Source organism: Pseudomonas sp. TH21, from assembly GCF_016651025.1.
GTDB lineage: Bacteria > Pseudomonadota > Gammaproteobacteria > Pseudomonadales > Pseudomonadaceae > Aquipseudomonas > Aquipseudomonas aylmerensis.
In genome coordinates this window covers 4,000,373-4,023,256 of the sequence record NZ_JAEKEQ010000001.1, presented here as the reverse complement: position 1 = coordinate 4,023,256, position 22,884 = coordinate 4,000,373, and the positions used below count along the sequence as shown (strand labels likewise).

The 22,884-nt window shown below is 62.1% G+C and carries 27 protein-coding genes; 10 read left to right on the top strand and 17 right to left on the bottom strand.

The features are described from left to right. Nucleotides 1-263: 263 nt before the first annotated feature. The 3 genes from infA to aat all read right to left on the bottom strand — a co-directional run bounded on the left by infA (nt 264) and on the right by aat (nt 2,026). Nucleotides 264-482, bottom strand: a complete 219-nt coding sequence (gene infA, locus JFU04_RS17705; RefSeq protein ID WP_002553999.1) for a translation initiation factor IF-1 — start codon at nt 480-482, stop codon at nt 264-266. Nucleotides 483-582: 100 nt separating this feature from the next. After that, nucleotides 583-1,290 (bottom strand): arginyltransferase, encoded by a 708-nt coding sequence (locus tag JFU04_RS17700; protein ID WP_065907503.1) that lies wholly within the window; start codon nt 1,288-1,290, stop codon nt 583-585. A 55-nt stretch (nt 1,291-1,345) separates the two neighbouring features. Then, nucleotides 1,346-2,026, bottom strand: a complete 681-nt coding sequence (aat, locus tag JFU04_RS17695; RefSeq protein WP_065907502.1) for a leucyl/phenylalanyl-tRNA--protein transferase — start codon at nt 2,024-2,026, stop codon at nt 1,346-1,348. Between the two features lie 496 nt (nt 2,027-2,522). Between aat and JFU04_RS17690 the strand changes: the two genes are divergently transcribed. The 6 genes from JFU04_RS17690 to cysG are packed head-to-tail and all read left to right on the top strand — an operon-like array spanning nt 2,523 to nt 10,025. Next, nucleotides 2,523-4,931 (top strand): DNA translocase FtsK, encoded by a 2,409-nt coding sequence (locus JFU04_RS17690; RefSeq protein ID WP_065907501.1) that lies wholly within the window; start codon nt 2,523-2,525, stop codon nt 4,929-4,931. 54 nt (nt 4,932-4,985) lie between these two features. Further along, on the top strand, nt 4,986-5,609 hold the full coding sequence (lolA, locus tag JFU04_RS17685; protein ID WP_065907498.1) for an outer membrane lipoprotein chaperone LolA: 624 nt from the start codon (nt 4,986-4,988) through the stop codon (nt 5,607-5,609). Nucleotides 5,610-5,636: 27 nt separating this feature from the next. Beyond that, entirely contained in the window at nt 5,637-6,959 is a 1,323-nt protein-coding gene (locus tag JFU04_RS17680; RefSeq protein WP_065907495.1) for a replication-associated recombination protein A, read from the top strand. Continuing rightward, nucleotides 6,959-7,333 carry a fluoride efflux transporter CrcB gene (gene crcB / locus JFU04_RS17675; protein ID WP_065907493.1) on the top strand — a complete coding sequence of 125 codons (375 nt, stop codon included), beginning with the start codon at nt 6,959-6,961 and terminating at the stop codon, nt 7,331-7,333. Before JFU04_RS17680 ends, crcB begins: the two co-directional genes overlap by 1 nt. A 16-nt stretch (nt 7,334-7,349) precedes the next feature. Beyond that, complete coding sequence (gene serS, locus JFU04_RS17670) at nt 7,350-8,630, top strand: serine--tRNA ligase (protein WP_065907488.1); 1,281 nt, start codon at nt 7,350-7,352, stop codon at nt 8,628-8,630. Next, nucleotides 8,631-10,025 carry a siroheme synthase CysG gene (gene cysG, locus JFU04_RS17665; protein WP_065907487.1) on the top strand — a complete coding sequence of 465 codons (1,395 nt, stop codon included), beginning with the start codon at nt 8,631-8,633 and terminating at the stop codon, nt 10,023-10,025. It begins immediately after the preceding gene. 735 nt (nt 10,026-10,760) lie between these two features. On the opposite strand, the gene JFU04_RS17660 is transcribed toward cysG, so the two are convergent. The 6 genes from JFU04_RS17660 to tusD all read right to left on the bottom strand — a co-directional run bounded on the left by JFU04_RS17660 (nt 10,761) and on the right by tusD (nt 14,197). Next, nucleotides 10,761-11,756 carry a glutathione S-transferase family protein gene (locus tag JFU04_RS17660; protein ID WP_201145166.1) on the bottom strand — a complete coding sequence of 332 codons (996 nt, stop codon included), beginning with the start codon at nt 11,754-11,756 and terminating at the stop codon, nt 10,761-10,763. Between the two features lie 88 nt (nt 11,757-11,844). Further along, nucleotides 11,845-12,846 carry a glycosyl transferase family protein gene (locus JFU04_RS17655; protein WP_201145164.1) on the bottom strand — a complete coding sequence of 334 codons (1,002 nt, stop codon included), beginning with the start codon at nt 12,844-12,846 and terminating at the stop codon, nt 11,845-11,847. Continuing rightward, complete coding sequence (locus JFU04_RS17650) at nt 12,843-13,178, bottom strand: TusE/DsrC/DsvC family sulfur relay protein (protein ID WP_201145162.1); 336 nt, start codon at nt 13,176-13,178, stop codon at nt 12,843-12,845. Before JFU04_RS17650 ends, JFU04_RS17655 begins: the two co-directional genes overlap by 4 nt. After that, entirely contained in the window at nt 13,175-13,453 is a 279-nt protein-coding gene (gene tusB, locus JFU04_RS17645; RefSeq protein WP_201145159.1) for a sulfurtransferase complex subunit TusB, read from the bottom strand. The genes JFU04_RS17650 and tusB overlap by 4 nt, the downstream gene beginning before the upstream one ends. Further along, nucleotides 13,453-13,803 carry a sulfurtransferase complex subunit TusC gene (tusC, locus tag JFU04_RS17640; protein WP_120448963.1) on the bottom strand — a complete coding sequence of 117 codons (351 nt, stop codon included), beginning with the start codon at nt 13,801-13,803 and terminating at the stop codon, nt 13,453-13,455. The genes tusB and tusC overlap by 1 nt, the downstream gene beginning before the upstream one ends. Nucleotide 13,804: 1 nt before the next feature. Continuing rightward, nucleotides 13,805-14,197, bottom strand: coding sequence for a sulfurtransferase complex subunit TusD (gene tusD, locus JFU04_RS17635; protein WP_065907471.1), 393 nt, complete (start codon nt 14,195-14,197; stop codon nt 13,805-13,807). 157 nt (nt 14,198-14,354) lie between these two features. Here tusD and JFU04_RS17630 point away from each other — a divergent pair, with 157 nt between their 5' ends. Next, nucleotides 14,355-15,536, top strand: coding sequence for a CaiB/BaiF CoA transferase family protein (locus JFU04_RS17630; protein ID WP_201145157.1), 1,182 nt, complete (start codon nt 14,355-14,357; stop codon nt 15,534-15,536). A gap of 103 nt (nt 15,537-15,639) precedes the next feature. Here JFU04_RS17630 and JFU04_RS17625 read toward each other — a convergent pair whose 3' ends face one another. Both JFU04_RS17625 and JFU04_RS17620 read right to left on the bottom strand, forming a co-directional pair. Next, on the bottom strand, nt 15,640-16,134 hold the full coding sequence (locus tag JFU04_RS17625) for a SprT family zinc-dependent metalloprotease (RefSeq protein WP_065907486.1): 495 nt from the start codon (nt 16,132-16,134) through the stop codon (nt 15,640-15,642). A gap of 128 nt (nt 16,135-16,262) precedes the next feature. Beyond that, nucleotides 16,263-16,865 (bottom strand): Yip1 family protein, encoded by a 603-nt coding sequence (locus JFU04_RS17620; RefSeq protein ID WP_065907465.1) that lies wholly within the window; start codon nt 16,863-16,865, stop codon nt 16,263-16,265. 342 nt (nt 16,866-17,207) lie between these two features. Here JFU04_RS17620 and ttcA point away from each other — a divergent pair, with 342 nt between their 5' ends. Beyond that, a complete protein-coding gene (gene ttcA, locus JFU04_RS17615) occupies nt 17,208-18,032 on the top strand; it encodes a tRNA 2-thiocytidine(32) synthetase TtcA (RefSeq protein WP_201145155.1) in 825 nt (274 codons plus the stop codon). A gap of 67 nt (nt 18,033-18,099) precedes the next feature. After that, on the top strand, nt 18,100-18,771 hold the full coding sequence (locus JFU04_RS17610) for a DNA-3-methyladenine glycosylase I (RefSeq protein WP_010209632.1): 672 nt from the start codon (nt 18,100-18,102) through the stop codon (nt 18,769-18,771). A 93-nt stretch (nt 18,772-18,864) separates the two neighbouring features. Here JFU04_RS17610 and JFU04_RS17605 read toward each other — a convergent pair whose 3' ends face one another. From JFU04_RS17605 to arsC, 3 genes are read right to left on the bottom strand one after another with little or no spacing between them, the layout of a single operon-like run. Beyond that, complete coding sequence (locus tag JFU04_RS17605) at nt 18,865-19,284, bottom strand: DUF2069 domain-containing protein (RefSeq protein ID WP_201145153.1); 420 nt, start codon at nt 19,282-19,284, stop codon at nt 18,865-18,867. Beyond that, complete coding sequence (wrbA, locus tag JFU04_RS17600) at nt 19,268-19,882, bottom strand: NAD(P)H:quinone oxidoreductase (protein WP_065907460.1); 615 nt, start codon at nt 19,880-19,882, stop codon at nt 19,268-19,270. Before wrbA ends, JFU04_RS17605 begins: the two co-directional genes overlap by 17 nt. Beyond that, entirely contained in the window at nt 19,879-20,232 is a 354-nt protein-coding gene (gene arsC, locus JFU04_RS17595; RefSeq protein WP_065907458.1) for an arsenate reductase (glutaredoxin), read from the bottom strand. Before arsC ends, wrbA begins: the two co-directional genes overlap by 4 nt. 115 nt (nt 20,233-20,347) lie before the next feature. On the opposite strand from arsC, the gene JFU04_RS17590 reads away from it, so the two are divergent. Beyond that, complete coding sequence (locus JFU04_RS17590) at nt 20,348-20,809, top strand: TlpA disulfide reductase family protein (protein WP_106803443.1); 462 nt, start codon at nt 20,348-20,350, stop codon at nt 20,807-20,809. A gap of 140 nt (nt 20,810-20,949) precedes the next feature. Here JFU04_RS17590 and JFU04_RS17585 read toward each other — a convergent pair whose 3' ends face one another. The 3 genes from JFU04_RS17585 to JFU04_RS17575 all read right to left on the bottom strand — a co-directional run bounded on the left by JFU04_RS17585 (nt 20,950) and on the right by JFU04_RS17575 (nt 22,852). Continuing rightward, nucleotides 20,950-21,354, bottom strand: a complete 405-nt coding sequence (locus tag JFU04_RS17585; protein ID WP_065907455.1) for an META domain-containing protein — start codon at nt 21,352-21,354, stop codon at nt 20,950-20,952. Further along, a complete protein-coding gene (locus JFU04_RS17580; RefSeq protein ID WP_032880639.1) occupies nt 21,351-21,791 on the bottom strand; it encodes a hypothetical protein in 441 nt (146 codons plus the stop codon). Before JFU04_RS17580 ends, JFU04_RS17585 begins: the two co-directional genes overlap by 4 nt. A 71-nt stretch (nt 21,792-21,862) precedes the next feature. Continuing rightward, complete coding sequence (locus JFU04_RS17575) at nt 21,863-22,852, bottom strand: 2-hydroxyacid dehydrogenase (protein ID WP_201145152.1); 990 nt, start codon at nt 22,850-22,852, stop codon at nt 21,863-21,865. Nucleotides 22,853-22,884 lie beyond the last annotated feature (32 nt).

The following is a 22,884-nucleotide window of genomic DNA, read 5'->3' as shown; positions in this document are numbered from 1 at the left end:
CCGCCGAATGCGCCAACTGACGGATCGCCTTCGCGGGCAAGCCCGCTCCCACAGGAGGTTGGGGTGGTGCCTGAGATCCCGGGTGTACACAGATCAAATATGGGAGCTGGCTTGCCTGCGAAAGCGGTGGATCAGCCAGCGAATGCATCAACTGACGGATCGCCTTCGCGGGCAAGCCCGCTCCCACATGAGCCCTGCAGCCCTGCATAAATAGCGCGCACACAAAAACGCCCGGCATAACCGGGCGTTTTGTATTGACTTGCTTAACGAGCGCGGTAAGTGATGCGCCCTTTGCTCAAGTCATAGGGCGTCAGCTCGACGCGCACTTTGTCACCGGTAAGAATACGAATGTAGTTCTTGCGCATCTTGCCGGAGATATGCGCGGTTACGACGTGCCCATTTTCCAACTCCACACGAAACATGGTGTTGGGCAGGGTGTCGACGACAGTGCCTTCCATTTCGAAGCTGTCTTCTTTCGACATGCAGTAAAGCCCTCGGTATCCAGTGAATGGCCCGGTGCAACTGCGCCAGGCAAAAGCGGCGTGCATTGTGCCCGAAAAAGGGTGTTTAAGCCAAGGGGTTCTAGTTAAGCGTGACCCATCTTTGATTAATCAGCAGTTCAATAGGCCGATATTGGGTCTTGTAGTTCATCTTTTTGCAGTTCTTGATCCAGTATCCGAGGTACACCGCCTCGAGTTCCAGGCGCATGGCTTCGCCAATTTGCCAGAGGATCGCGAAGCGCCCCAGGCTGCGGCGTTCTTCGGCTGGTTCGTAGAAGGTGTAGACCGCCGACAGGCCGTTAGGCAGTAAATCGGTCACGGCGACGGCCACCAGGCGACCGTCGAGGCGAAACTCGTAGAATCGCGAGAACGGCAGCTCACGCACCAGGAAGGTGGAAAACTGATCGCGGCTGGGCGGGAACATGTCGCCGTCAGCATGGCGTTGCTCGATGTAGCGCTGGTAAAGGTCGAAATATTCTTCGCTGAACCTCGGCTTGGCCGAGGTCACCGTCAGGTCGGCGTTGCGCTTGAGAATCCGTTTCTGGTTTCGGTCCGGTACAAACTGCGCCACAGGGATGCGCGCCGGGACACAGGCATTGCAGTTCTGGCAATGGGGCCGGTACAGGTGGTCGCCGCTGCGCCGAAAGCCCATTTCCGAGAGATCGGCATACACATGCACGTCCATTGGCTGGCTGGGATCGAGGAACAGCGTGGTGGCCTGCTCGTCGGGCAGATAGCTGCAAGAGTGGGGTTGAGTGGCATAAAACTTCAAACGCGCCAACTCGGTCATGATCAACCCTCGGGTAAGCTTTGAAATAAGTGTAAGCCAGGTGCGCGCAAGTCGCCTAGGAAACCCACGGTCCAGTGTTGGGTTGATCCAGATGGTCGCGCAGCAGGCCCGCGAATTCGCTGCGGGGGATGGCGCGGGCGCCCAGGCTGTGCAGGTGATCGTTGGGCATCTGGCAGTCGATCAGCACAAATCCCCAGGCCTGCAGTTGCCGAGTCAGTGTGGCAAAGCCGAATTTCGAGGCGTTGTCGGCGCGACTGAACATGGATTCGCCGAAGAACAATTGGCCCATCGCCAGGCCATACAGGCCGCCTACCAGTTCGCCGTCGTCCCATACCTCCACCGAGTGCGCATAGCCGCGCGTGTGCAACTCCAGGTAAGCGCTCTGGATGCCCTCGGTGATCCAGGTGCCATCGGCGTAGGCGCGCGGCGCGGCGCAGGCCTGGATGACAGCGGCGAAATCCTGGTCGAATGTCACGCTGTAGCGCTGCTGGCGCAACAATTTGCCCAGGCTGCGCGAGACGTGCAGCTCGTCGGGGAAGATCACCGTGCGCGGATCGGGCGACCACCAGAGGATCGGCTGGCCTTCGGAGAACCACGGGAAGCAACCGTGGCGATAGGCCTGGACCAGGCGTTCGGCCGACAGGTCACCGCCGGCGGCGAGCAGGCCATTGGGTTCGCGCATGGCTTTGGCCAGTGGCGGGAATGTCAGGGTGTCGCGTTGTAACCAGGTCAGCATGGCATCCAGGCTTACGGAAGGGGAGGGGAGTGGCAGGAATGTCGCCTGCACCGAGAGCGTGATTATTGTCGACACAGCGCTGTGGGGCCAGCCCGAATCGGCCATCGGCGCGCATTAGCGTGAGCGCGTGTTTCTGCAACTCTGTGCCTGAGGCGTGGTCGTAATCGGGTCTGGCCGATGCAGGCCATTTGCCAAGCTTGCCTGGATTGGTAAAAACAGCTCATAAGCCTTTGTCAGCAAAGACAATGCATGCTCAAATTGAACATCTTGTGACACACAATTGGCTATGCTGCTTGAAGAGCGCCAAGTGGTGTGGCATCAGGGGCACAAACCCGTACAATGCGGCGATTGTGGCGTTATCGCCATTTCATCCAGCAATCGCCCAGTGTTAAAAGTAGATTCAACGACGTTCGTTCATTTTTCAGCTGCTCGGATTGGGCAGTATTTACAGTTATTCAACAGATGGACGCGCTAAAGGCGCAGGAAAAGACCCGTTTTGAAGAAATCCGCCGCAACACCCAAAGCAGCAGTCGTGCCGGCCTGGCGCCAGCACCTGCACTACCGACTCAAGGAAGGTGCGCTGATCGCTATCGGCGCGCTGTGCCTGTTCCTGATGATGGCCTTGCTCACCTATGGCAAGGACGATCCGGGCTGGAGCCACAACAGCAAGATCGAAGACGTGCAGAACTTCGGTGGACCTGCCGGCTCCTACAGCGCCGATATCCTGTTCATGGTGCTCGGTTACTTCGCGTATATCTTCCCCTTGCTGCTGGCGATCAAGACCTGGCAGATCTTCCGCCAGCGGCATGAGCCGTGGCAGTGGAGCGGCTGGCTGTTTTCCTGGCGCCTGATCGGCCTGGTGTTCCTGGTGTTGTCCGGCGCGGCGCTGGCGCATATCCACTTTCATGCGCCTACCGGCCTGCCGGCGGGCGCGGGCGGGGCGCTGGGCGAAAGCCTTGGCGACCTGGCGCGCAGGACCCTGAATATCCAGGGCAGCACCTTGATGTTCATCGCGCTGTTCCTGTTCGGCCTCACCGTGTTCACCGACCTGTCGTGGTTCAAGGTGATGGACGTGACCGGCAAGATCACCCTCGACCTGCTGGAGCTGTTCCAGGGCGCTGCCAACCGTTGGTGGGCGGCCCGGGTCGAGCGCAAGCGCATGGTCGCCCAGTTGCGTGAGGTCGACACCCGCGTCAACGAGGTGGTCGCCCCGAGTACGCCGGACCGCCGCGAGCAGGCCAAGGTCAAGGAGCGCCTGATCGAGCGCGAGCAGGCCCTGAGCAAGCACATGTCGGACCGCGAGAAGCAGGTGCCGCCGGTGATTGCTCCGGCACCGCCCAAGCCCGCCGAGCCAAGCCATCGCGTGCAGAAAGAGAAACAGGCGCCGTTGTTTGTCGACAGCGCCGTCGAAGGCACCTTGCCGCCGATCTCGATCCTCGACCCGGCCGAAAAGAAGCAACTCAACTACTCCCCTGAATCCCTGGCGGCTGTCGGCCACCTGTTGGAAATCAAGCTCAAGGAGTTCGGCGTCGAAGTGTCGGTGGACTCGATCCACCCCGGCCCGGTGATTACCCGTTACGAAATCCAGCCGGCGGCAGGCGTCAAGGTCAGCCGTATCGCCAACCTGGCCAAGGACCTGGCGCGCTCCCTGGCCGTGACCAGTGTGCGCGTGGTCGAAGTGATCCCCGGCAAGACCACCGTGGGTATCGAGATTCCCAACGAGGACCGCCAGATCGTGCGCTTCTCCGAAGTACTCTCGACGCCGGAATACGACAACTTCAAATCGCCGGTCACCCTGGCCCTGGGTCATGACATCGGCGGCAAGCCGGTGATTACCGACCTGGCGAAAATGCCGCACTTGCTGGTTGCCGGTACGACCGGTTCGGGTAAGTCGGTGGGTGTGAACGCGATGATCCTGTCGATCCTGTTCAAGTCCGGCCCGGAAGACGCCAAGCTGATCATGATCGACCCGAAGATGCTCGAACTGTCGATCTACGAAGGCATTCCGCACCTGCTGTGCCCGGTCGTCACCGACATGAAGGACGCCGCCAACGCCCTGCGCTGGAGCGTGGCCGAGATGGAGCGTCGCTACAAGCTGATGGCGAAGATGGGCGTGCGCAACCTGTCGGGCTTCAATGCCAAGGTCAAGGAAGCCCAGGACGCCGGCACGCCGCTGACCGACCCGCTGTACAAGCGCGAGAGCATCCACGACGAAGCGCCGCTGCTGAGCAAGCTGCCGACCATCGTGGTGGTGGTCGACGAATTCGCCGACATGATGATGATCGTCGGCAAGAAGGTCGAAGAACTGATCGCGCGTATCGCCCAGAAGGCGCGGGCGGCGGGTATTCACTTGATCCTCGCGACCCAGCGTCCGTCGGTGGATGTGATCACCGGCTTGATCAAGGCCAACATTCCGACGCGGATGGCGTTCCAGGTGTCGAGCAAGATCGACTCGCGGACCATCATCGACCAGGGTGGCGCCGAGCAGCTGCTCGGCCACGGTGACATGCTCTACATGCCGCCGGGCACCAGCCTGCCGATTCGGGTGCACGGCGCTTTCGTTTCCGATGACGAAGTGCACCGCGTGGTGGAAGCCTGGAAACTGCGTGGCGCTCCGGAATACAACGACGACATCCTCGCGGGCGTCGAAGAAGCCGGCAGCGGCTTCGACGGCGGCAGCAGCGGTGGCGACGACGATGCCGAGACCGACGCGCTGTACGACGAGGCCGTCGCGTTTGTGCTGGAAAGTCGCCGCGCCTCGATTTCCGCGGTGCAGCGCAAGCTGAAAATCGGCTACAACCGCGCCGCGCGCATGATCGAAGCCATGGAAATGGCTGGCGTCGTGACCGCAATGAACACCAACGGCTCGCGCGAAGTCATCGCCCCTGGGCAGATGCGCGACTGATCACGTGCCGCGTGGCAGCACGCGGCACGCCCTAACGACTCAATGAGGACTCCCATGCGTCTTATCCGCATGCTGTTGTTGCCAGCACTGGCCCTGACTGCTGTTTCGGCGCACGCCGACCCGGCCTCCGTGGCCAGCCTGACCAACCTGCTGGACAAATCCAAGACCCTGACCGCGCGCTTCTCCCAGCTGACCCTGGACGCGGGCGGCACCCAGTTGCAGGAAACCGCCGGTGAAATGGCCGTGCAGCGCCCTGGGCTGTTCTACTGGCACACCGAAGGCAAGGCGGAGCAGACCATCGTCTCCGACGGCCAGAAAGTCACGCTGTGGGACCCGGACCTGGAGCAGGCGACCATCAAGAAGCTTGACCCGCGCCTGAACCAGACGCCAGCGCTGCTGCTGTCGGGTGATGTGTCGAAAATCAACGAGAGTTTCGACATCACCTCCAAGCAAACCAGCAATGTGATCGAGTTCACCCTCAAGCCAAAATCCAAGGACACGCTGTTTGACACGCTGTCCCTGTCGTTTGGCAATGGCGTGATCAACAACATGCGCCTGGTCGACAGCGTCGGCCAGCGCACCGATATCCTGTTCTCCGGGGTCAAGGCCAATGAGCCGGTGCCGGCGTCCAAGTTCAAGTTCGACATCCCCAAGGGTGCCGACGTGATCCAGGAATAATCTGCCAAGAGGTTTCAAACGCTGCCCATGGACCTGTTTCGAAGTGACCCGATTGCTCAGCCACTGGCCGCGCGCTTGCGCTCGACCAACCTGGATGAGTATGTCGGGCAGGAACACCTGCTCGCTCGCGGCAAGCCTTTGCGCGAAGCCCTGGAGCAGGGTGCGCTGCACTCGATGATTTTCTGGGGGCCGCCGGGCGTGGGCAAGACCACCCTGGCGCGGCTGCTGGCAAAAGTCTCGGATGCGCACTTCGAAACGGTCTCGGCGGTACTGGCCGGGGTCAAGGAGATCCGCCAGGCGGTCGAGGTCGCCAAGCAGCAGGCTGGGCAATACGGCAAGCGCACCATCCTGTTTGTCGATGAAGTGCACCGCTTCAACAAGTCGCAGCAAGATGCGTTCTTGCCCTATGTCGAAGACGGCACGCTGATCTTTATCGGCGCCACCACCGAAAACCCTTCGTTCGAACTCAACAACGCCTTGCTGTCGCGGGCGCGAGTCTATGTGCTCAAGAGCCTGGATGAAGCGGCGATGCAAAAGCTGCTGCACCGCGCGTTGAACGAAGACAAGGGCCTGGGCAAGCGCCAACTGAGCGTCAGCGACGAAGGCTTCAAGATTTTGCTGACTGCCGCTGATGGCGATGGCCGGCGCTTTCTCAACTTGCTGGAAAACGCCTCCGACCTGGCCGAAGACGGCAGCGAAATCGGCGTCGATCTCCTGCAAAGCCTGCTCGGCGATACGCGTCGGCGCTTCGACAAGGGCGGTGAAGCTTTCTACGATCAGATCTCGGCGCTGCATAAATCCGTGCGCGGCTCCAACCCGGACGGCGCGTTGTACTGGTTTGCGCGGATGATCGACGGCGGCTGCGACCCGCTGTACCTGGCCCGCCGCGTGGTGCGCATGGCCAGCGAAGACATCGGTAACGCCGACCCGCGCGCCTTGAGTCTGTGCCTGGCCGCGTGGGACGTGCAGGAGCGCCTCGGCAGCCCCGAAGGCGAATTGGCCGTGGCCCAGGCCATTACCTACCTGGCCTGTGCGCCCAAGAGCAACGCGGTGTACATGGGCTTCAAGTCCGCGCTGCGCGCCGCTGCCGAATACGGCTCCCTCGAAGTGCCGTTGCACCTGCGTAACGCGCCCACCAAGTTGATGAAACAACTGGGCTACGGCGACGAATACCGCTATGCCCACGATGAGCCGGATGCCTACGCGGCCGGTGAAGACTATTTCCCCGATGAGCTTGAGCCGCTGCCGCTCTATCAGCCGGTGCCGCGTGGCCTGGAGCTGAAGATCGGCGAAAAGCTCAATCACCTGGCCCAACTCGATCGCCTCAGCCCCAAACAACGGAGAAAGTAGTGCTCAAGACGATTCTTGCCGTGTCCGCAGCCGGCATCGCTGGTACATTATTGCGTTTCGCCACCGGTAACTGGGTCAGCGCTAACTGGCCCAAGCATTTTTATGCGGCGACCCTGGCGGTCAACCTGGTGGGCTGTTTGATCATCGGGTTGTTGTACGGCTGGTTCCTGTTGCGTCCGGAAGTGCCGATTGAAATTCGCGCCGGCTTGATTGTCGGCTTTGTAGGCGGTCTGACGACCTTTTCATCCTTTTCACTGGACACGCTGCGACTGCTGGAAAGCGGGCAGGCCCTGGTCGCCTTCGGGTACCTGGGCATCAGCGTGTTCGGCGGGCTGCTCGCCACCTGGGCCGGCCTGTCCTTGACCAAACTTTGATAAACGAGAGACCGACATGCTCGATTCCAAACTGTTACGTAGCAACCTTCAGGACGTAGCGGACCGCCTGGCATCCCGTGGCTTTGCCTTGGATGTTGCGCGCATCGAAGCGCTGGAAGAACAGCGCAAGACCGTCCAGACCCGCACCGAAGCACTGCAGGCTGAGCGTAATGCGCGTTCCAAATCCATCGGTCAGGCCAAGCAGCGCGGCGAAGACATCGCGCCGCTGATGGCGGATGTCGAGCGCATGGGCACCGAGCTGTCCGACGGCAAAGTCGAGCTGGAAAAGATTCAGTCCGAGCTGGATTCGATCCTGCTGGGCATTCCCAACATTCCCCATGAGTCCGTACCGGTCGGCGAAGACGAAGACGGTAACGTCGAAGTGCGCCGCTGGGGCACGCCGACGACTTTTGATTTCGAGATCAAGGACCACGTCGCCCTGGGCGAACTGACCGGCGGCCTGGATTTCGAAACCGCCGCGAAGATGTCCGGCGCGCGCTTTGCCTTGCTGCGCGGCCCGATCGCACGCATGCACCGCGCCCTGGCGCAGTTCATGATCAACCTGCACACCGGCGAGCACGGCTACGAAGAGGCCTACACCCCGTACCTGGTGCAGGCACCGGCGCTGATGGGCACCAGCCAGTTGCCGAAGTTCGAGGAAGACCTGTTCAAGATCAGCCGCGATGGCGAAGCCGATCTGTACCTGATCCCGACCGCTGAAGTGTCGCTGACCAACATCGTCGCCGGCGAGATCCTCGACGCCAAGCAACTGCCGATCAAGTTTGTCGCCCACAGCCCGTGCTTCCGCAGTGAGGCGGGTGCATCTGGCCGTGACACCCGCGGCATGATCCGCCAACACCAGTTCGACAAGGTCGAGATGGTGCAGGTGGTCGAGCCGTCGACTTCCATGGAAGCCCTGGAAGGCCTGACCGCCAACGCCGAACGCGTCCTGCAACTGCTGGAGCTGCCGTACCGCGTGCTGGCGCTGTGCACCGGCGACATGGGTTTCAGTGCCGTGAAGACCTACGACCTCGAAGTGTGGGTGCCGAGCCAGGACAAATACCGCGAGATTTCGTCGTGCTCCAACTGTGGCGATTTCCAGGCCCGTCGCATGCAGGCGCGCTTCCGCAACCCGGAAACCGGCAAGCCGGAACTGGTCCACACCCTCAACGGTTCGGGCCTGGCGGTAGGCCGTACGTTGGTGGCCGTGCTGGAAAACTACCAGCAGGCTGACGGCTCGATCCGTGTGCCGGAAGTGCTCAAGCCGTACATGGCGGGCGTCGAGGTCATCCGCTAAATGGAGTTTCTGCCGCTGTTTCATAACCTGCGCGGCAGCCGTGTGTTGGTCGTCGGTGGCGGGGAGATTGCCTTGCGCAAATCCCGGCTGCTGGCCGACGCCGGTGCAGTGCTGCGGGTGGTTGCTCCCCAGATCGAAGACCAGCTGCGTGTGTTGGTGCTGGGCAGTGGCGGGGAATTGATTTTGCGCGGTTATCAGGAGGCCGATCTCGACGACTGCACCCTGATTATCGCCGCCACCGATGACGAGCCGCTGAACGCGCAAGTGTCCAGCGATGCCAAGCGTCGTTGCGTGCCGGTCAATGTGGTGGATGCGCCGGCCTTGTGCAGCGTGATCTTCCCGGCGATTGTCGACCGTTCACCGTTGGTGATCGCAGTGTCCAGCGGTGGCGATGCGCCGGTGCTGGCACGCTTGATCCGGGCCAAGCTGGAAACCTGGATTCCATCCACCTACGGGCAACTGGCCGGGCTCGCGGCGCGTTTTCGCGCCCAGGTCAAAGGCCTGTACCCGGATGTGCAACAACGCCGTGCGTTCTGGGAAGAGGTGTTTCAGGGCCCGATTGCCGACCGTCAATTGGCCGGGCAGGGTGACGAGGCCGAGCGCCTGCTGATCGAAAAGGTCAACGGCGCGCCGCCGTATGCACCGGGCGAGGTGTACCTGGTGGGGGCAGGGCCGGGTGATCCGGACCTGTTGACCTTCCGCGCCTTACGCCTGATGCAGCAGGCCGACGTGGTGCTGTACGACCGCCTGGTGGCCCCGGCGATTCTCGAGCTGTGCCGCCGCGATGCCGAGCGTATTTATGTCGGCAAGCGTCGCGCCGATCACGCCGTCCCGCAGGACCAGATCAACCAGCAACTGGTGGACCTGGCCAAGCAGGGCAAACGTGTATTGCGGCTCAAGGGTGGCGACCCGTTCATCTTTGGCCGGGGTGGCGAAGAGATCGAGGAACTGGCAGCCCATGGCATTCCGTTCCAGGTGGTGCCCGGCATCACGGCGGCGAGCGGTTGCGCGGCGTATGCCGGGATTCCGCTGACTCACCGTGACTATGCGCAGTCGGTGCGGTTTATCACCGGGCACCTGAAGGACGGCACTTCGGACCTGCCCTGGCATGACCTGGTGGGACCGTCGCAGACCCTGGTGTTCTACATGGGCTTGATTGGCTTGCCGATCATCTGCGAACAACTGATCAAGCATGGTCGCGCGGCGGACACCCCCGCTGCGTTGATCCAGCAGGGCACCACCTCCAACCAGCGCGTATTCACCGGCACCCTGGCGGACTTGCCGCGCATGGTGGCGGAGCATGAAGTGCATGCACCGACACTGGTAATCGTCGGTGAAGTGGTGGTGTTGCGCGAGAAGCTGAAGTGGTTTGAGGGCGCGCAGTCGCAGGTTTAGGCCTGTGTGATTGCCGGGCTTGTTGAGGCTGCGCAGTTGTTGTGGCTAGTGGGATTACTGTGGTCAGTGGAGATTTCTGAGGCCAGTGGGATTACTGTGGTCAGTGGAGATTCCTGAGGCCAGTGAGATTCCTGAGGTCAGTGGGGATTCCTGAGGTCAGTGGAGGTTCCTGAAGCCAGTGGGATTCCTGTGGTCAGTGGAGATTCCTGAGGCCAGTGAGATTCCTGAGGTCAGTGGGGATTCCTGAGGTCAGTGGAGGTTCCTGAAGCCAGTGGGATTCCTGTGGGCAGTGGAGATTCCTGTGGTCAGTGGAGATTCCTGAGGCCAGTGAGATTCCTGTGGTCAGTGGAGATTCCTGAGGTCAGTGGCCAGAGGCCAGTGGAGATTTCTGAGGCCAGTGAAGATTCCTGTGGCGAGCGGGCTTGCCCCGCGTTGGGGCGCGAAGCGGCCCCAGTACACTCGCCGCGCAGTTTCAGGAAGACCGTGTAGGCAGGTTTTGGGGCCGCTTCGCGCCCCAACGCGGGGCAAGCCCGCTCGCCACAAGAAGCCCACTGATCTCAAGAAGCCCACTGACCTCAAGATGCCCGCTGACCTCAAGAAGCCCGCTGACCTCCAGAAGCCCACTAACCTCAAGAAGCCCACTGACCTCAAGAATCCCACTAGCCTCAAGATGCCCACTGGCTCCGAGAAGCTTGCTAGCCATAGCAAGCCCCGCCCCACAGACACCGGGTCGCCTCAGCTAAAGACCCCTTTCCCGGCAAGGCGAGCCCGATCATGGGCGGCATCAAAACTCTGCAACGGCCCCTTCGGCACGATTGCCGTCGGATTGATGGTCCGGTGGCTCGCATAGTAATGCCCCTTGATATGCGCAAAATCCACCGTCTCGGCCACGCCCGGCCACTGGTACATCTCCCGCAACCAATTCGACAGGTTCGGATAATCGGCAATCCGCCGCAGGTTGCATTTGAAGTGGCTGTAATACACCGCATCAAAACGGATCAGCGTGGTGAACAGGCGCACATCCGCCTCGGTCAGGTACTCACCGGCCAGGTAGCGATGTACTCGCAGGTGCTGCTCCAGGTGATCCAGCTCGGCAAACACATCATCAAATGCGCTTTCGTAGGCCTTTTGCGCGGTGGCAAAGCCGGCGCGGTACACGCCATTGTTCACGGCCGGGTAAATCCGCGCGTTCAGCGCGTCGATGCTCGGGCGCAGTGCCTGCGGGTAGAAGTCCAGGGTATTGCCGGTCAGCTCGTTGAAGGCGCTGTTGAACATGCGGATGATTTCCGCTGACTCATTGCTCACGATGCGCTGCAGTTTCTTGTCCCACAACACCGGCACGGTGACGCGCCCGGTGTAGTCGGCGGTGTCGGCGGTGTAACGCTGGTGCATGAAGTCGAAGCCATCCAGCGTGTCGCCGGTGGAGCCGTGGGTCTTGTCGAAGGTCCAGCCGTTTTCCAGCATCAACCAGCTGACTACTGACACGTCGATCAGGCTTTCCAGGCCCTTGAGCTTGCGCAGGATCAGCGTGCGATGCGCCCAAGGGCAGGCAAGGGAGACGTAGAGGTGATAGCGACCGGCTTCCGCCCTGAAGCCGCCTTCGCCGCTGGGGCCGGGCGCACCATCGGCGGTCACCCAGTTTCGGCGTTGCGCCTGTTCACGCTGGAAAGCGCCGTCGGCGCTACTTTCGTACCACTGGTCCTTCCAGTGCCCTTCGATCAGCAAACCCATGACTGGCTCCTTGGCTAATAAGCGTTGGAGACCAGTCTAAAGAGATGAGTTCGAACTAAAAGCGCAAAGACCGGGCGTGAATCATCGATTAAATCGATTTATCTCGTGCATCCCAGTACTGCTGGGCCAATGTGAACGCCTGTTCCCGTGGGTGGCCCAGGCCACGCAGCGCCAGGGCCATGGTCGCGATCAGCGCCAGTTGCGGGTAGCTGTCTTCGGCGTCGCCGCGCCACACGGCTTTTAAATGTTCCGGCTCAAGGCTCGCGGGTTTGACATGGCGCTGGGCGGAGAGGGCGGGCCATTCTTCGTCCCAGCTTTCGCCACCGGTGGTGCCGTACAGGTGGCTGATGGTGTCGGGATTGATCTCGACTTCGCCGCCATCCCCCTTGACCACAATCACATTGTCGCCGAGCAGGCCGCTGGCATCGCGGTGCACGCCCTGATAACCGGGGTGGAAGATGCTTTGCAGACCGCAGCGTGCATTCAGCGGGTTGAGCAGGCGTGCCAGGGAGTGGATCGGCGAGCGCAGGCCCAGGGTGTTGCGCAGGTCGATCATGCGCTGCAGTTGCGGCGCCCAGTCGCCCAGGGGAATAAATGCCAGGTTGCCTTGTTCGAACGCGGCGCCGACCTGCTGCCAATTGCGACACAGCGGGATCTGCAAGCCCTCCAGCAATTGCTCGGTGTACAGGCGGCCGGCGGTGTGTGCGCCGCCGCCGTGCATGAGGATGCGCACACCGTTCTGCGCCAGGCACTTGGCCGCCAGCAGGTACCACGGCAGGTGGCGCTTCTTGCCGGCATAGGTCGGCCAGTCGACATCCACGTTCAACGCCGGGGCGTGCAGGCGTTCGCGCACCGCTTCGGTGAAGCCGGCGAGTTCTTCCGGGCTTTCTTCCTTGTGGCGCAGCAGCATCAGGAAGGCGCCGAGCTGGGTGTCTTCGACTTTTTCGTCGAGCAGCATGCCCATGGCTTCGCGGGCTTCTTCGCGGGTGAGGTTGCGCGCGCCGCGCTTGCCTTTGCCCAGGATGCGCACGAATTGCGCAAACGGGTGCTCGGCAGGGGTTTCAAGGGTCAGCGGGGCAAAGTCGGTCATAAGCAATTCGTCGGCCTGGGCAGGCCCGCCAGCTTGGCGGCGAGTTTGGCGGGAGTGCCGTTGAACAGTTTGTTGAGGTGCAGGCTGTTGCCCTTTTCCGGGCCCAACTTCAAGGCGGTGTACTTGATCAGCGGGCGCGTGGCGGGAGACAGCTGGAATTCGGCATAGAACTGGCGCAGCAGCGTGAGGATTTCCCAGTGGTCCGCGGTCAACTCCAGCGTTTCGGCGATAGCCAGGGCGTGGGCCACCTCTGTCGACCATTCGTTCAGGTCGACGAGGTAGCCGTCCTTGTCCAGTTCCAGGGTGCGTGCGCCGACGGTCAGGGTATTCATAGCCAGGTGTTGACCTTGTCGTAGTCGATCGACAGTTGCACGAAACCCGGGTAGTCGACGCTGTCGGCCCAATCCGGCAGCGGCAGATTGCGCGCCAGCAGGTCTTCGGCCAGCACCAGGACCTTCACACCCTTGGTCTGCAGGGCCGGGTTGTGCAGCCCGTAGGCGCCGTCGCCGCAGAGCAGGATTGCATCGTCGGCGCCACAGATGCGCAGGCAACTGGCGAGGCGGCTGTCGGTGAACGGCGAGTGGGAAACCACATGTAAAGTCGACATCAGAGGGTCATCACCTGGTCGTAACGGTCAATCAGCGTGGAAATGGCGGCGCTGTCCAATGGCTGGGCGCTGGCCGGGGAGATAAGCCCGCGCTCGGCCAGGCTGTGGCTGCAGACGAACACATCATCGATGCCGAACAGGCCCAGTGCCTGCAGGTTGGCGCTGAGGTCCTTCTGCTGCACGGCCTTGGCGTCCTGGTGCGACGCCAGCTGGAACACGCCGTCATCGAGGAACAGCAGGCCGATCGGCAGATCAAACGCGCCGCCGGCCAGCACGATATCCAGTGCTTCGCGCGCGCCCGGCCCGGACCACGGTGCCTGGCGGCTGATCACCAATAAGGATTTGGACATCTCACGGCCCTCCAAAACAGATCAGGCGGTCGGCGGCCTGGGCGGCGTCGTGCAATTGCCCCAGGCCCGACAACGCCCACGGCGCATCCAGGTTCACTGCGCTGCGTTGATAACGCGTGGCTTCCTCGGTGTTGAGCACGCCACGGCGCAACGCGGCGGCGATGCAGACCACACCGTCGAGTTGGTGCTGACTGACCCACTCGCGCCACTGGCGGGCGATGTCCTGCTCGTCCTGGGGCGCGACGATATTATTGGCAGCGCTGTAGACGCCGTCCTGATAGAAAAACAGCCGCACAATCTCATGCCCGCCGGCCAGCACGGCCTGGGCAAAGCGCAGGGCGCGGCGCGAGGAGGGCGCGTGGGCGGCGGAAAACACTGCAATCGCAAACTTCATGGAACACTCTGCAAGCAAACGTGGGCCAATGATAAAGCCGCCTGCACGAAAAAGCCCGCCGTGATCAAAACGGTCACCCTCGCTGATCGTTCTGACGATTGCCGGTCGGCGCCAGGCTGCCTAGTCTGTGGGAACCCGAAACACAACTGGAGTGTTCATGTCAGGTCCCTTGGCGTCCCTCAAAGTGCTGGATTTTTCCACCTTGCTGCCCGGTCCGTTTGCATCATTGATGCTCGCCGACATGGGCGCCGAGGTGCTGCGTATCGAATCGCCCACGCGCATGGACCTGTTGCGGGTATTGCCGCCGCACGATCACGGCACATCGGCGAGCCACGCCTACCTCAATCGCAACAAACGCAGCCTGGCGCTGGACCTCAAGCAAGCCGAGGCGCTTGAGATCGTGCACGCGCTGGTCAAGGAGTACGACATCGTGCTCGAACAGTTCCGCCCCGGGGTGATGGAGCGCCTGGGCCTGGGGTATGAAGTGTTGAAGGCGATCAACCCGCGGCTGATCTACGTCTCCATCACGGGTTACGGGCAGACCGGCCCCTACAAGGATCGCGCCGGGCATGACATCAATTACCTCGCCCTGGCCGGCGTCGCCAGCTACACCGGTCGCCAGGACAGCGGGCCGCTGCCCTTGGGCGTGCAATTGGCGGATGTGGGCGGCGGTTCGCTGCATGCGGTGGTGGGACTGCTGGCGGCAGTGATTGCCCGGCAAACCAGTGGCCTCGGCCAGTACCTGGATGTGAGCATGACCGACTGTTCGTTCAGCCTGAATGCCATGGCTGGCGCCGGTTACCTGGCGTGTGGCGTCGAGCCGGCGTGGGAGGGGCATGTGCTCAATGGCGGCAGTTTCTACGACTATTACCGCTCGCGGGATGGGCGCTGGATGTCAGTGGGTAGCCTGGAACCCGGGTTTATGCAACAACTGTGTACTGCATTGGGCCGCCCGGAGCTGGCGGCGCAAGGCTTGTCACCCAAACCGGAGGCCCAACAAGCCTTGAAGCTGGCACTGCAGGTCGAGTTCGAGAAGCGCAGTTTTGATGAGCTGTGCGCGTTGTTTGCCGGGGTGGACGCGTGTGTGGAGCCTGTCCTCGCTTTAAGTGAGGCGGTGGAGCATCCGCAGTTGAAGGCACGGGTGTTGGTCACCCAGGTGCCACGGGGCGATGGCTCGACCCAGGCGCAGATTGCCTGCCCGTTGAAGTTCTCCGAGGCATTGCCGCAGCCTAGGCATATCGGCGCCGCCGTAGGGGCGCACAGTGATGAAGTGCTGGCGGAGCTGGGCTTGAGTGCGCAGCGGATAGCCGATTTGCGGCAGGCCAAAGTTGTGGGGTGACTGAACAGGCGCTTTCGCGGCCAAGCCCGTTCCCACGTTTTGACCGCGCCCTATCCTTGCAATGCATTCAAATGGGGGCGTGGGCGTGCCTGCGAAGGGGCTCTCACTCCACCCGGGTTTCGCCGGTAAACACCAAGGTCTGCCGGCACCGCCTGCACAAATACCGCCGCCCCTGGGCCACCATTCCGTGGCGCTGTGACGAGAACGGAAAATCACTGTCCGCACACGGGCAACGGTAGATATAGCGCATCACCTGGCGGCGCTTGACTGCATAGGTGTGGCAACGGTCCGGCGGCAGTTCGTAGACCCCGCGCATGATCAGTTGCCATTCCTCGCCATGCGGCTGGATGCGCTCGCCAAACAATTGGTGGGCGATCAGGTGCGCCACTTCATGAGCCACGGTCTGCTTGAGGAAGTGCTGGCTGTTTTCGCGGTAGAGCTGTGGGTTGAAGCGCAGCAGGTTCTCGTGCAAATGCGCGACACCGGCCTTCTGGCCCCGCAGCTTGAGGCTGACCTGGGGGCGTTTGAAGCTTCGTTTGAAAAAGGATTCGGCTTGCAGGAAACAATCTTCGACGCGGGTATTGAGTTGCTCGGGCATGCTGACCATATCTCCAGAGACGTCCAGTATGCCGCAAAACCGGGTGTTTCCGAATCTGTCAGGCGCCGAATGGTCATGCATAACGCACAAAGCCACCTTGCGGCGGCTTTGCCTACCCCTTTGACCGGTCAGTTGGTATAGATCGGGCCGACGCCCAGCCCCCAGACAATCACGGTAAACGCCATGATTGCCACCAGGACCACCAGGCCCACGGCCAGTACCGAGCTGGAAAACAGGAAGCCCTCGTCGGGATCAATGCTCATGAAGGTGGGCAGCCCCACATACAGCAGGTACACCGTGTAGCAAATCGCCGCCGTCCCGACCACCATGCCCAGCCACATATGTGGGTAGAGCGCCGCCAGCCCGCCGATAAACAGCGGTGTCGCGGTGTAGGTGGCAAAGGCTACGCACCGCGCCATGCTGGGGTTGGCGTCGTAGGTGCGGGCCATCCAGTGAATGAACGCGCCCATCACTGCCACGCCGCCGAGCATGGCCGCGTACGACATGATGGTCATCCACAACGCGCTTTCCTGGGTCAGCATGACCGGCGCGCGGCTGCCGATCACCCAACCGACCCGGGTGGTACCGATAAAGGCGGACACGGCGGGGATCGCCGCGAGAATCAAGGTGTGAGTGAGGTACATGTGGCTGATGCTTTCTTCTTTATCGCCACGAATTTCCCGCCATTCCTGGTCGGGATGGGTAAACAGCCCCACGACGTGATGGATCATGCCAGTCACTCCTGTCGTTATTACCATCGCCCCCCATCGGAGCGCCCACCGGCCAATTGGCCTGAAAGGTCTGGATAGTGATGTGCGACCTCAAGTCGCAGTATAGGAAGGGATGACCGGAAAAACTGTAGGGCTTTAGAGCAAATCGCGCTGTAAACATTGGCCCTAATCGCGGTGAGGTCTGTGTACGCGTCGGCTTGCCGGCGATTGCGCTATAACGGGCTGCCACGGAACGGCAACCATCGCTATCGCTGGCAAGCCAGCGCCTACAATGGAACTCGGTGGTGCTTATCGGTAAAATACCGCGCTTTTCGTCACACACCTCTAGCGGATCCAAGCGCCATGGGCACTCTTACGGTCAATCAGAACAAACTGCAAAAACGCCTGCGTCGCCTGGCCGGTGAAGCGGTCGCCGATTTCAACATGATCGAGGATGGCGACAAGGTCATGGTCTGCCTCTCCGGCGGCAAAGACAGCTACACCATGCTTGACGTGCTGCTGCACCTGCAAAAGGTCGCGCCGATCCAGTTCGAGATCGTCGCCGTCAACATGGACCAGAAACAACCGGGTTTCCCTGAGCACGTGCTGCCGGCCTACCTCAAGGAGCTGGGCGTCGAATACCACATCGTCGAGAAAGACACCTACTCGGTGGTCAAGGACCTGATCCCGGAAGGCAAGACCACTTGCTCGCTGTGCTCGCGCCTGCGCCGTGGCACGCTCTACACGTTCGCCGATGAGATCGGCGCGACCAAGATGGCCCTGGGGCACCATCGTGACGACATCGTCGAGACCTTCTTCCTGAATATGTTCTTCAATGGCTCGCTCAAGGCCATGCCGCCCAAACTGCGTGCCGATGACGGGCGCAACGTGGTGATTCGCCCGCTGGCGTATTGCAATGAGAAGGACATCCAGGCCTATTCCGACTTCAAGCAATTCCCGATCATCCCGTGCAACCTGTGCGGCTCCCAGGAAAACCTGCAGCGCCAGGTGGTCAAGGAGATGCTGGTGGATTGGGAGCGCAAGACCCCTGGCCGTACCGAGAGCATCTTCCGCAGCCTGCAGAACGTGATCCCGTCACAGCTGGCCGACCGCAACCTGTTTGACTTCACCAGCCTGAAGATTGACGAAACCGCCGCGTCGCGCTTCGTCAATGTTGTGAACCTCTGAGCCGATTTAACGCTCTGACACACGGCGCTTGCGGGCGCCGTTTTCAATTCCATTGCCAGGAGAGGGCATGCGCGATTACAAGTGGCTGCACGAATATTGTCTGAACCGCTTCGGTTCAGCGGCCGAGTTGGAAGCCCACCTGCCTGTACCCAAGACCCCGGCGCAGTTGCGCAAGATCAGTGATGACCGCTACCTGTCGACCCTGGCGCTGCGGGTCTTTCGCGCTGGCTTGAAACACAGCGTGGTCGACGCCAAGTGGCCGGCGTTCGAGCAAGTGTTCTTCGGCTTCGATCCGGAAAAAGTCGTGTTGATGGGCGCCGAGCACCTGGAGCGGCTGATGCAGGACACGCGCATCATCCGCCACCTGGGCAAGCTCAAGAGCGTGCCGCGCAACGCGCAGATGATCCTCGACATCGAGCAGGAAAAGGGCAGCTTTGGTGCGTTCGTCGCCGACTGGCCGGTGACCGATATCGTTGGGTTGTGGAAGTACCTGAGCAAGCACGGCCACCAATTGGGCGGGCTGTCGGCGCCGCGCTTTTTGCGCATGGTCGGCAAGGATACGTTTGTGCCGAGTTATGACGTGGTGGCCGCGCTGAATGCGCAGAAGATCGTCGACAAGGCGCCGACCAGCCTGCGCGACCTGGCGACGGTGCAGGGCGCGTTCAACCAATGGCATGCCGAGAGCGGCCGGCCGATGTGCCAGTTGTCGATGATGCTGGCTTACACAGTGAATCATTGAGGCTGTGGTGAGGCCATCGCAGGCAAGCCAGCTCCCACATTTGATCGGCGCCGCGGTCAAATGTGGGAGCTGGCTTGCCTGCGATAGCGGACCTCAGGTAGACACAGGTTCTGCTGCCAGTCTTCGATTCAACTGATGCCGCCAGCGCACATACAGCAACGCCGTACAGAACACCGCCAGGCTCGCGAGCATCTCCAGCACACCAAACCACTGGCGGTTCGGGTCGTACGCCGCCAGCGCGCCCTTGATGAAATACAGGTTCACCACAAAGCACATCCACGAATGTCCGCGCGCGCTGCCCAGCAACATGCCCGGCGCGAGGATCAGCAGCGGCACCAGTTCGATCAGCAGGATCACCCACGGGCGGGCGCCGTGCAGGTCGGCGATGAACAGGTAGTACACGCACAGCAACCCCACCAGGGCGAAAAACGCCAGCAGGCTCAGCGTGCGCGCGAGCTTGACCCGTGGCTCCAGCCACGCCTCGGGCGGCAGGACCTTAGGCTTTCTGGCCACGGCCGTTCTCCAGCAACGTGGCGGTGGTGGCCAGGCGCAGGCCGAGGGCGCGGCACAGGCTGATTTCGTGTTGATCGAGCAGGCGCTTGCCATCCGGCCCGGCATGGTGGCTGGCGCCATACGGGGTGCCGCCACCCTGGGTGTCGAGCAGCGCCTGTTCGCTGTACGGCAGGCCGGTGATCAGCATGCCGTGGTGCAGCAGCGGCAGCAGCATCGACATCAGCGTGGTTTCCTGGCCGCCGTGCAGGCTGGCGGTGGAGGTGAACACCCCGGCCGGCTTGCCGACGAGCGCGCCGGTGAGCCACAGGTTGCTGGTGCCGTCGAGGAAGTACTTGAGCGGCGCGGCCATATTGCCGAAGCGCGTGGGGCTGCCGAGGGCCAGGCCGGAACAGTGTTTCAAGTCATCGAGGCTGGCATACAGCGCGCCTTCCTCCGGGATGCTCGGCGCCACGGCTTCGCACTCGGTGGAGATCGCCGGCACGGTGCGCAAGCGCGCCTCCATCCCGCCTTGCTCGATGCCCCGGGCAATCTGCCGGGCCATTTCGCTCACCGAGCCATTGCGGCTGTAATACAACACCAGCACATACGGCGACGTCACGGCAGGATCTCCAGCACGTTTTCCGGCGGGCGGCCAATGATGGCTGTGTCGGCAGTTTCCAGGATCGGGCGTTCCATCAACTTCGGGTGCGCGGCGATTGCGGCAATCAATTGCGCTTCGCTGAGGCTGGCATCGGCCAGGCCCAGGGCCTTGTATTCGTCTTCACCGGTGCGCAGCAGTTGCCGGGCGCTGATGCCGAGCTTGGCCAGCAAGGCCTGCAATTGCGCGGCGTCGAGCGGGGTTTCCAGGTAGCGCACCACGGTCGGGGCGAGGCCACGGGCTTCCAGCAGTTCGAGCGCACCGCGGGATTTCGAGCAGCGCGGGTTGTGATAAAGCGTCAGATCGGTCATGTGCGGGTCGCATCTTGCGTAAGGTGGCAGGTATTCTACCTGCGCTGCGCCCGGTCCTTAAACGGTTAGAGGCGATAGGTCGCAGCCTACGTTCATTTTTGCGAAGGATTACCCCATGACTAGGCGACTGATCGGTGCATTGGCGATCATCACAACCCTGCTGCTCAGCGGCTGCGGTAATGACTACGGCGTTGACCAGAACGGCCAGAAGGTGGCGGCCGAGCGCCTGGACAAGCAATGGCTGGTGGTCAACTACTGGGCGGAATGGTGTGGCCCGTGCCGCACGGAAATCCCTGAACTCAACGCCCTGGCGGAGCAGTTGAAGGGGCAGGGCGTGGGTGTGTTCGGGGTCAACTTCGACAATGTGCAAGGCGCAGAACTGAAGGAAGCCAGCGACAAGCTGGGCATCAAGTTCACGGTGCTGGCGCAGAACCCGGACGGGATCTTCGATATTCCGCGCAGCGAAGCATTGCCGGTGACCTACATCATCGATGACAAGGGCAAGGTGCGCGAGCAGTTGATGGGTGAGCAGACTGCGGAAGGCGTATTGGCCAAGCTCAAGGCCCTGCGCGGCTAAAGGCGGGCCCCGATCAAATGTGCGAGGGGGCTTGCTCCCGAATGCGGTGCATCAGCCAATACACGTGCTGACTGACACACTGCCTTCGGGGGCAAGCCCCCTCCCACATTTAGACCTCAGCCATCTCTGGATGGAGTGGGTCAGCCTTCTTCCAGCCAGAGGCGGATGGGCTGGCCCTCGGCTGGCCAGAAGCGCGTCTGTTCGATCGGCGAGATGTCCCAGCGCTGCACCCCTTGCAGGGCCTGGAAGAAGCGGTGTTCCTGCTCCATCAGGGCCTCGGCGCAGAGTTTGCGGGTACTGCCGATCTTGCCGAAGCTGAGCTTGTCGCCGTCGACGGTGTACGGCGCAAACCAGTGGTTGCAACCGCCATTGCCGTAGGCGCGCCCGTCGGCACCGAGGGTGACGGTCAGGTGCGCGTAATCCATCAGCGGCCGCTCCCCAATCCACTCCACTACGTAGCTGTGATCCTGCTTGAGCCGGACCGCGTCACCGGCGCAACCCGTCAGGGCCGCACCGAGGGCGGCGAGCAGAAGCAGGCCTTTCATTGCGCGGCCTGCTGGCATTTCGGGCAGCGGTGTTTGTCGCCCTCGCTGGCCCAACCCAGTTCCTTGATGCGCGCATTGGCGGCCGGTTGCAGCGGTTCTTTGGTCAGCTTGGTTTCCACCGCGAATTCAAACTCCAGCACGGCGTCGCAGCTGTCGCAGTTGACCTTCCAGGTGTGAATTTCCAGTTCGCCGAATTTCGGCCCCTGGGCCATGGCGACCCACTGGCCTGCCGGGCGGATGGAGTAGCGCGCGTCACCTTCGACGGTCAGGCGCATCGACAGGGTTTTGCTGCCTCGCAGGGTGACGATCAGCACGTCGCCGTGCTTGATCGAGCCACCGTTGCCGGTGACCTGGTAACGGCCCGGCACCAGGGCGCGGCATTCGATCAGGGTGTGTTGCGGGCTCAGCAAGCTGAAGCGGAAATCGTGTTCGGCCATGGATCCTCCAAATAGGCGCGGCATCCTATCACGGGTGCCTGCCGATCATGCGCCTGGTATATGACCGCTGATCATCCTTCGACGCGGTTCTGGGCGCGGCCATCGGCCCACGCTGCAATGTTCGCCAGGGTCGTGCCAGCAATCGCCGCCAGGGCCTCGCGGGTGAGGAAAGCCTGGTGCGCGGTGATGATCACGTTGGGGAAGGTGAGCAGGCGCGCGAGTACATCGTCCTGCAGCGGCAGGTCGGAGCGGTCCTCGAAAAACAACTGGGCTTCTTCCTCATACACATCCAGGCCGAGGTAGCCGAGCTGGCCGTCTTTGAGCGCCTCGATCAGTGCCGGCGTGTCGACCAGGCCACCGCGACCGGTGTTGATCAGCATCGCGCCGGGTTGCATCTGTGCCAGCGAACGCGCGTTGATCAGGTGTTTGCTGTCGGCAGTCAACGGGCAGTGCAGGCTGATGATCTGCGCTTCGGCGAGCAGTTCGGGCAGGCTCACGTAGCGGGCGCCGAGGGCCTCGACCTGCGGGTTGGGGAAGGGGTCGTAGGCGAGCAACTGGCACCCGAAGCCGGCCATGATCTTGGCGAACGTGGCGCCGATCTGCCCGGTGCCGACCACACCGACGGTCTTGCCCACCAGGTCGAAACCCGTAAGGCCGTGCAAGCTGAAATCGCCATCGCGGGTGCGGTTATAGGCGCGGTGCAGGCGGCGATTGAGCGCGAGGATCAGCGCCACTGCATGTTCGGCCACCGCATGGGGCGAGTAGGCGGGCACACGCACGATGGTCAGGCCCAGGCGCTGGGCGGCCGGCAGGTCCACATGGTTATAGCCGGCCGACCGCAGGGCGATCAGCCGTGTGCCGCCCTGGGCCAATTGCTCCAGCACCGGCGCGCTGAGGTCGTCATTGATAAATGCGCAGACCACTTCGTGATGTTCGGCCAGGGCCACGGTGTCGAGGTTGAGCCGGGCCGGTTGGAACTGCAGCTCCAGGCCATCGGGCAAGGGCTCGCCGAGAAAGCTGTCGCGGTCGTAGGTTTGGCTGCTGAAAAGAATCACGCGCATTGAATAGCTCCCTGCGATCGTAGAATGGTTGC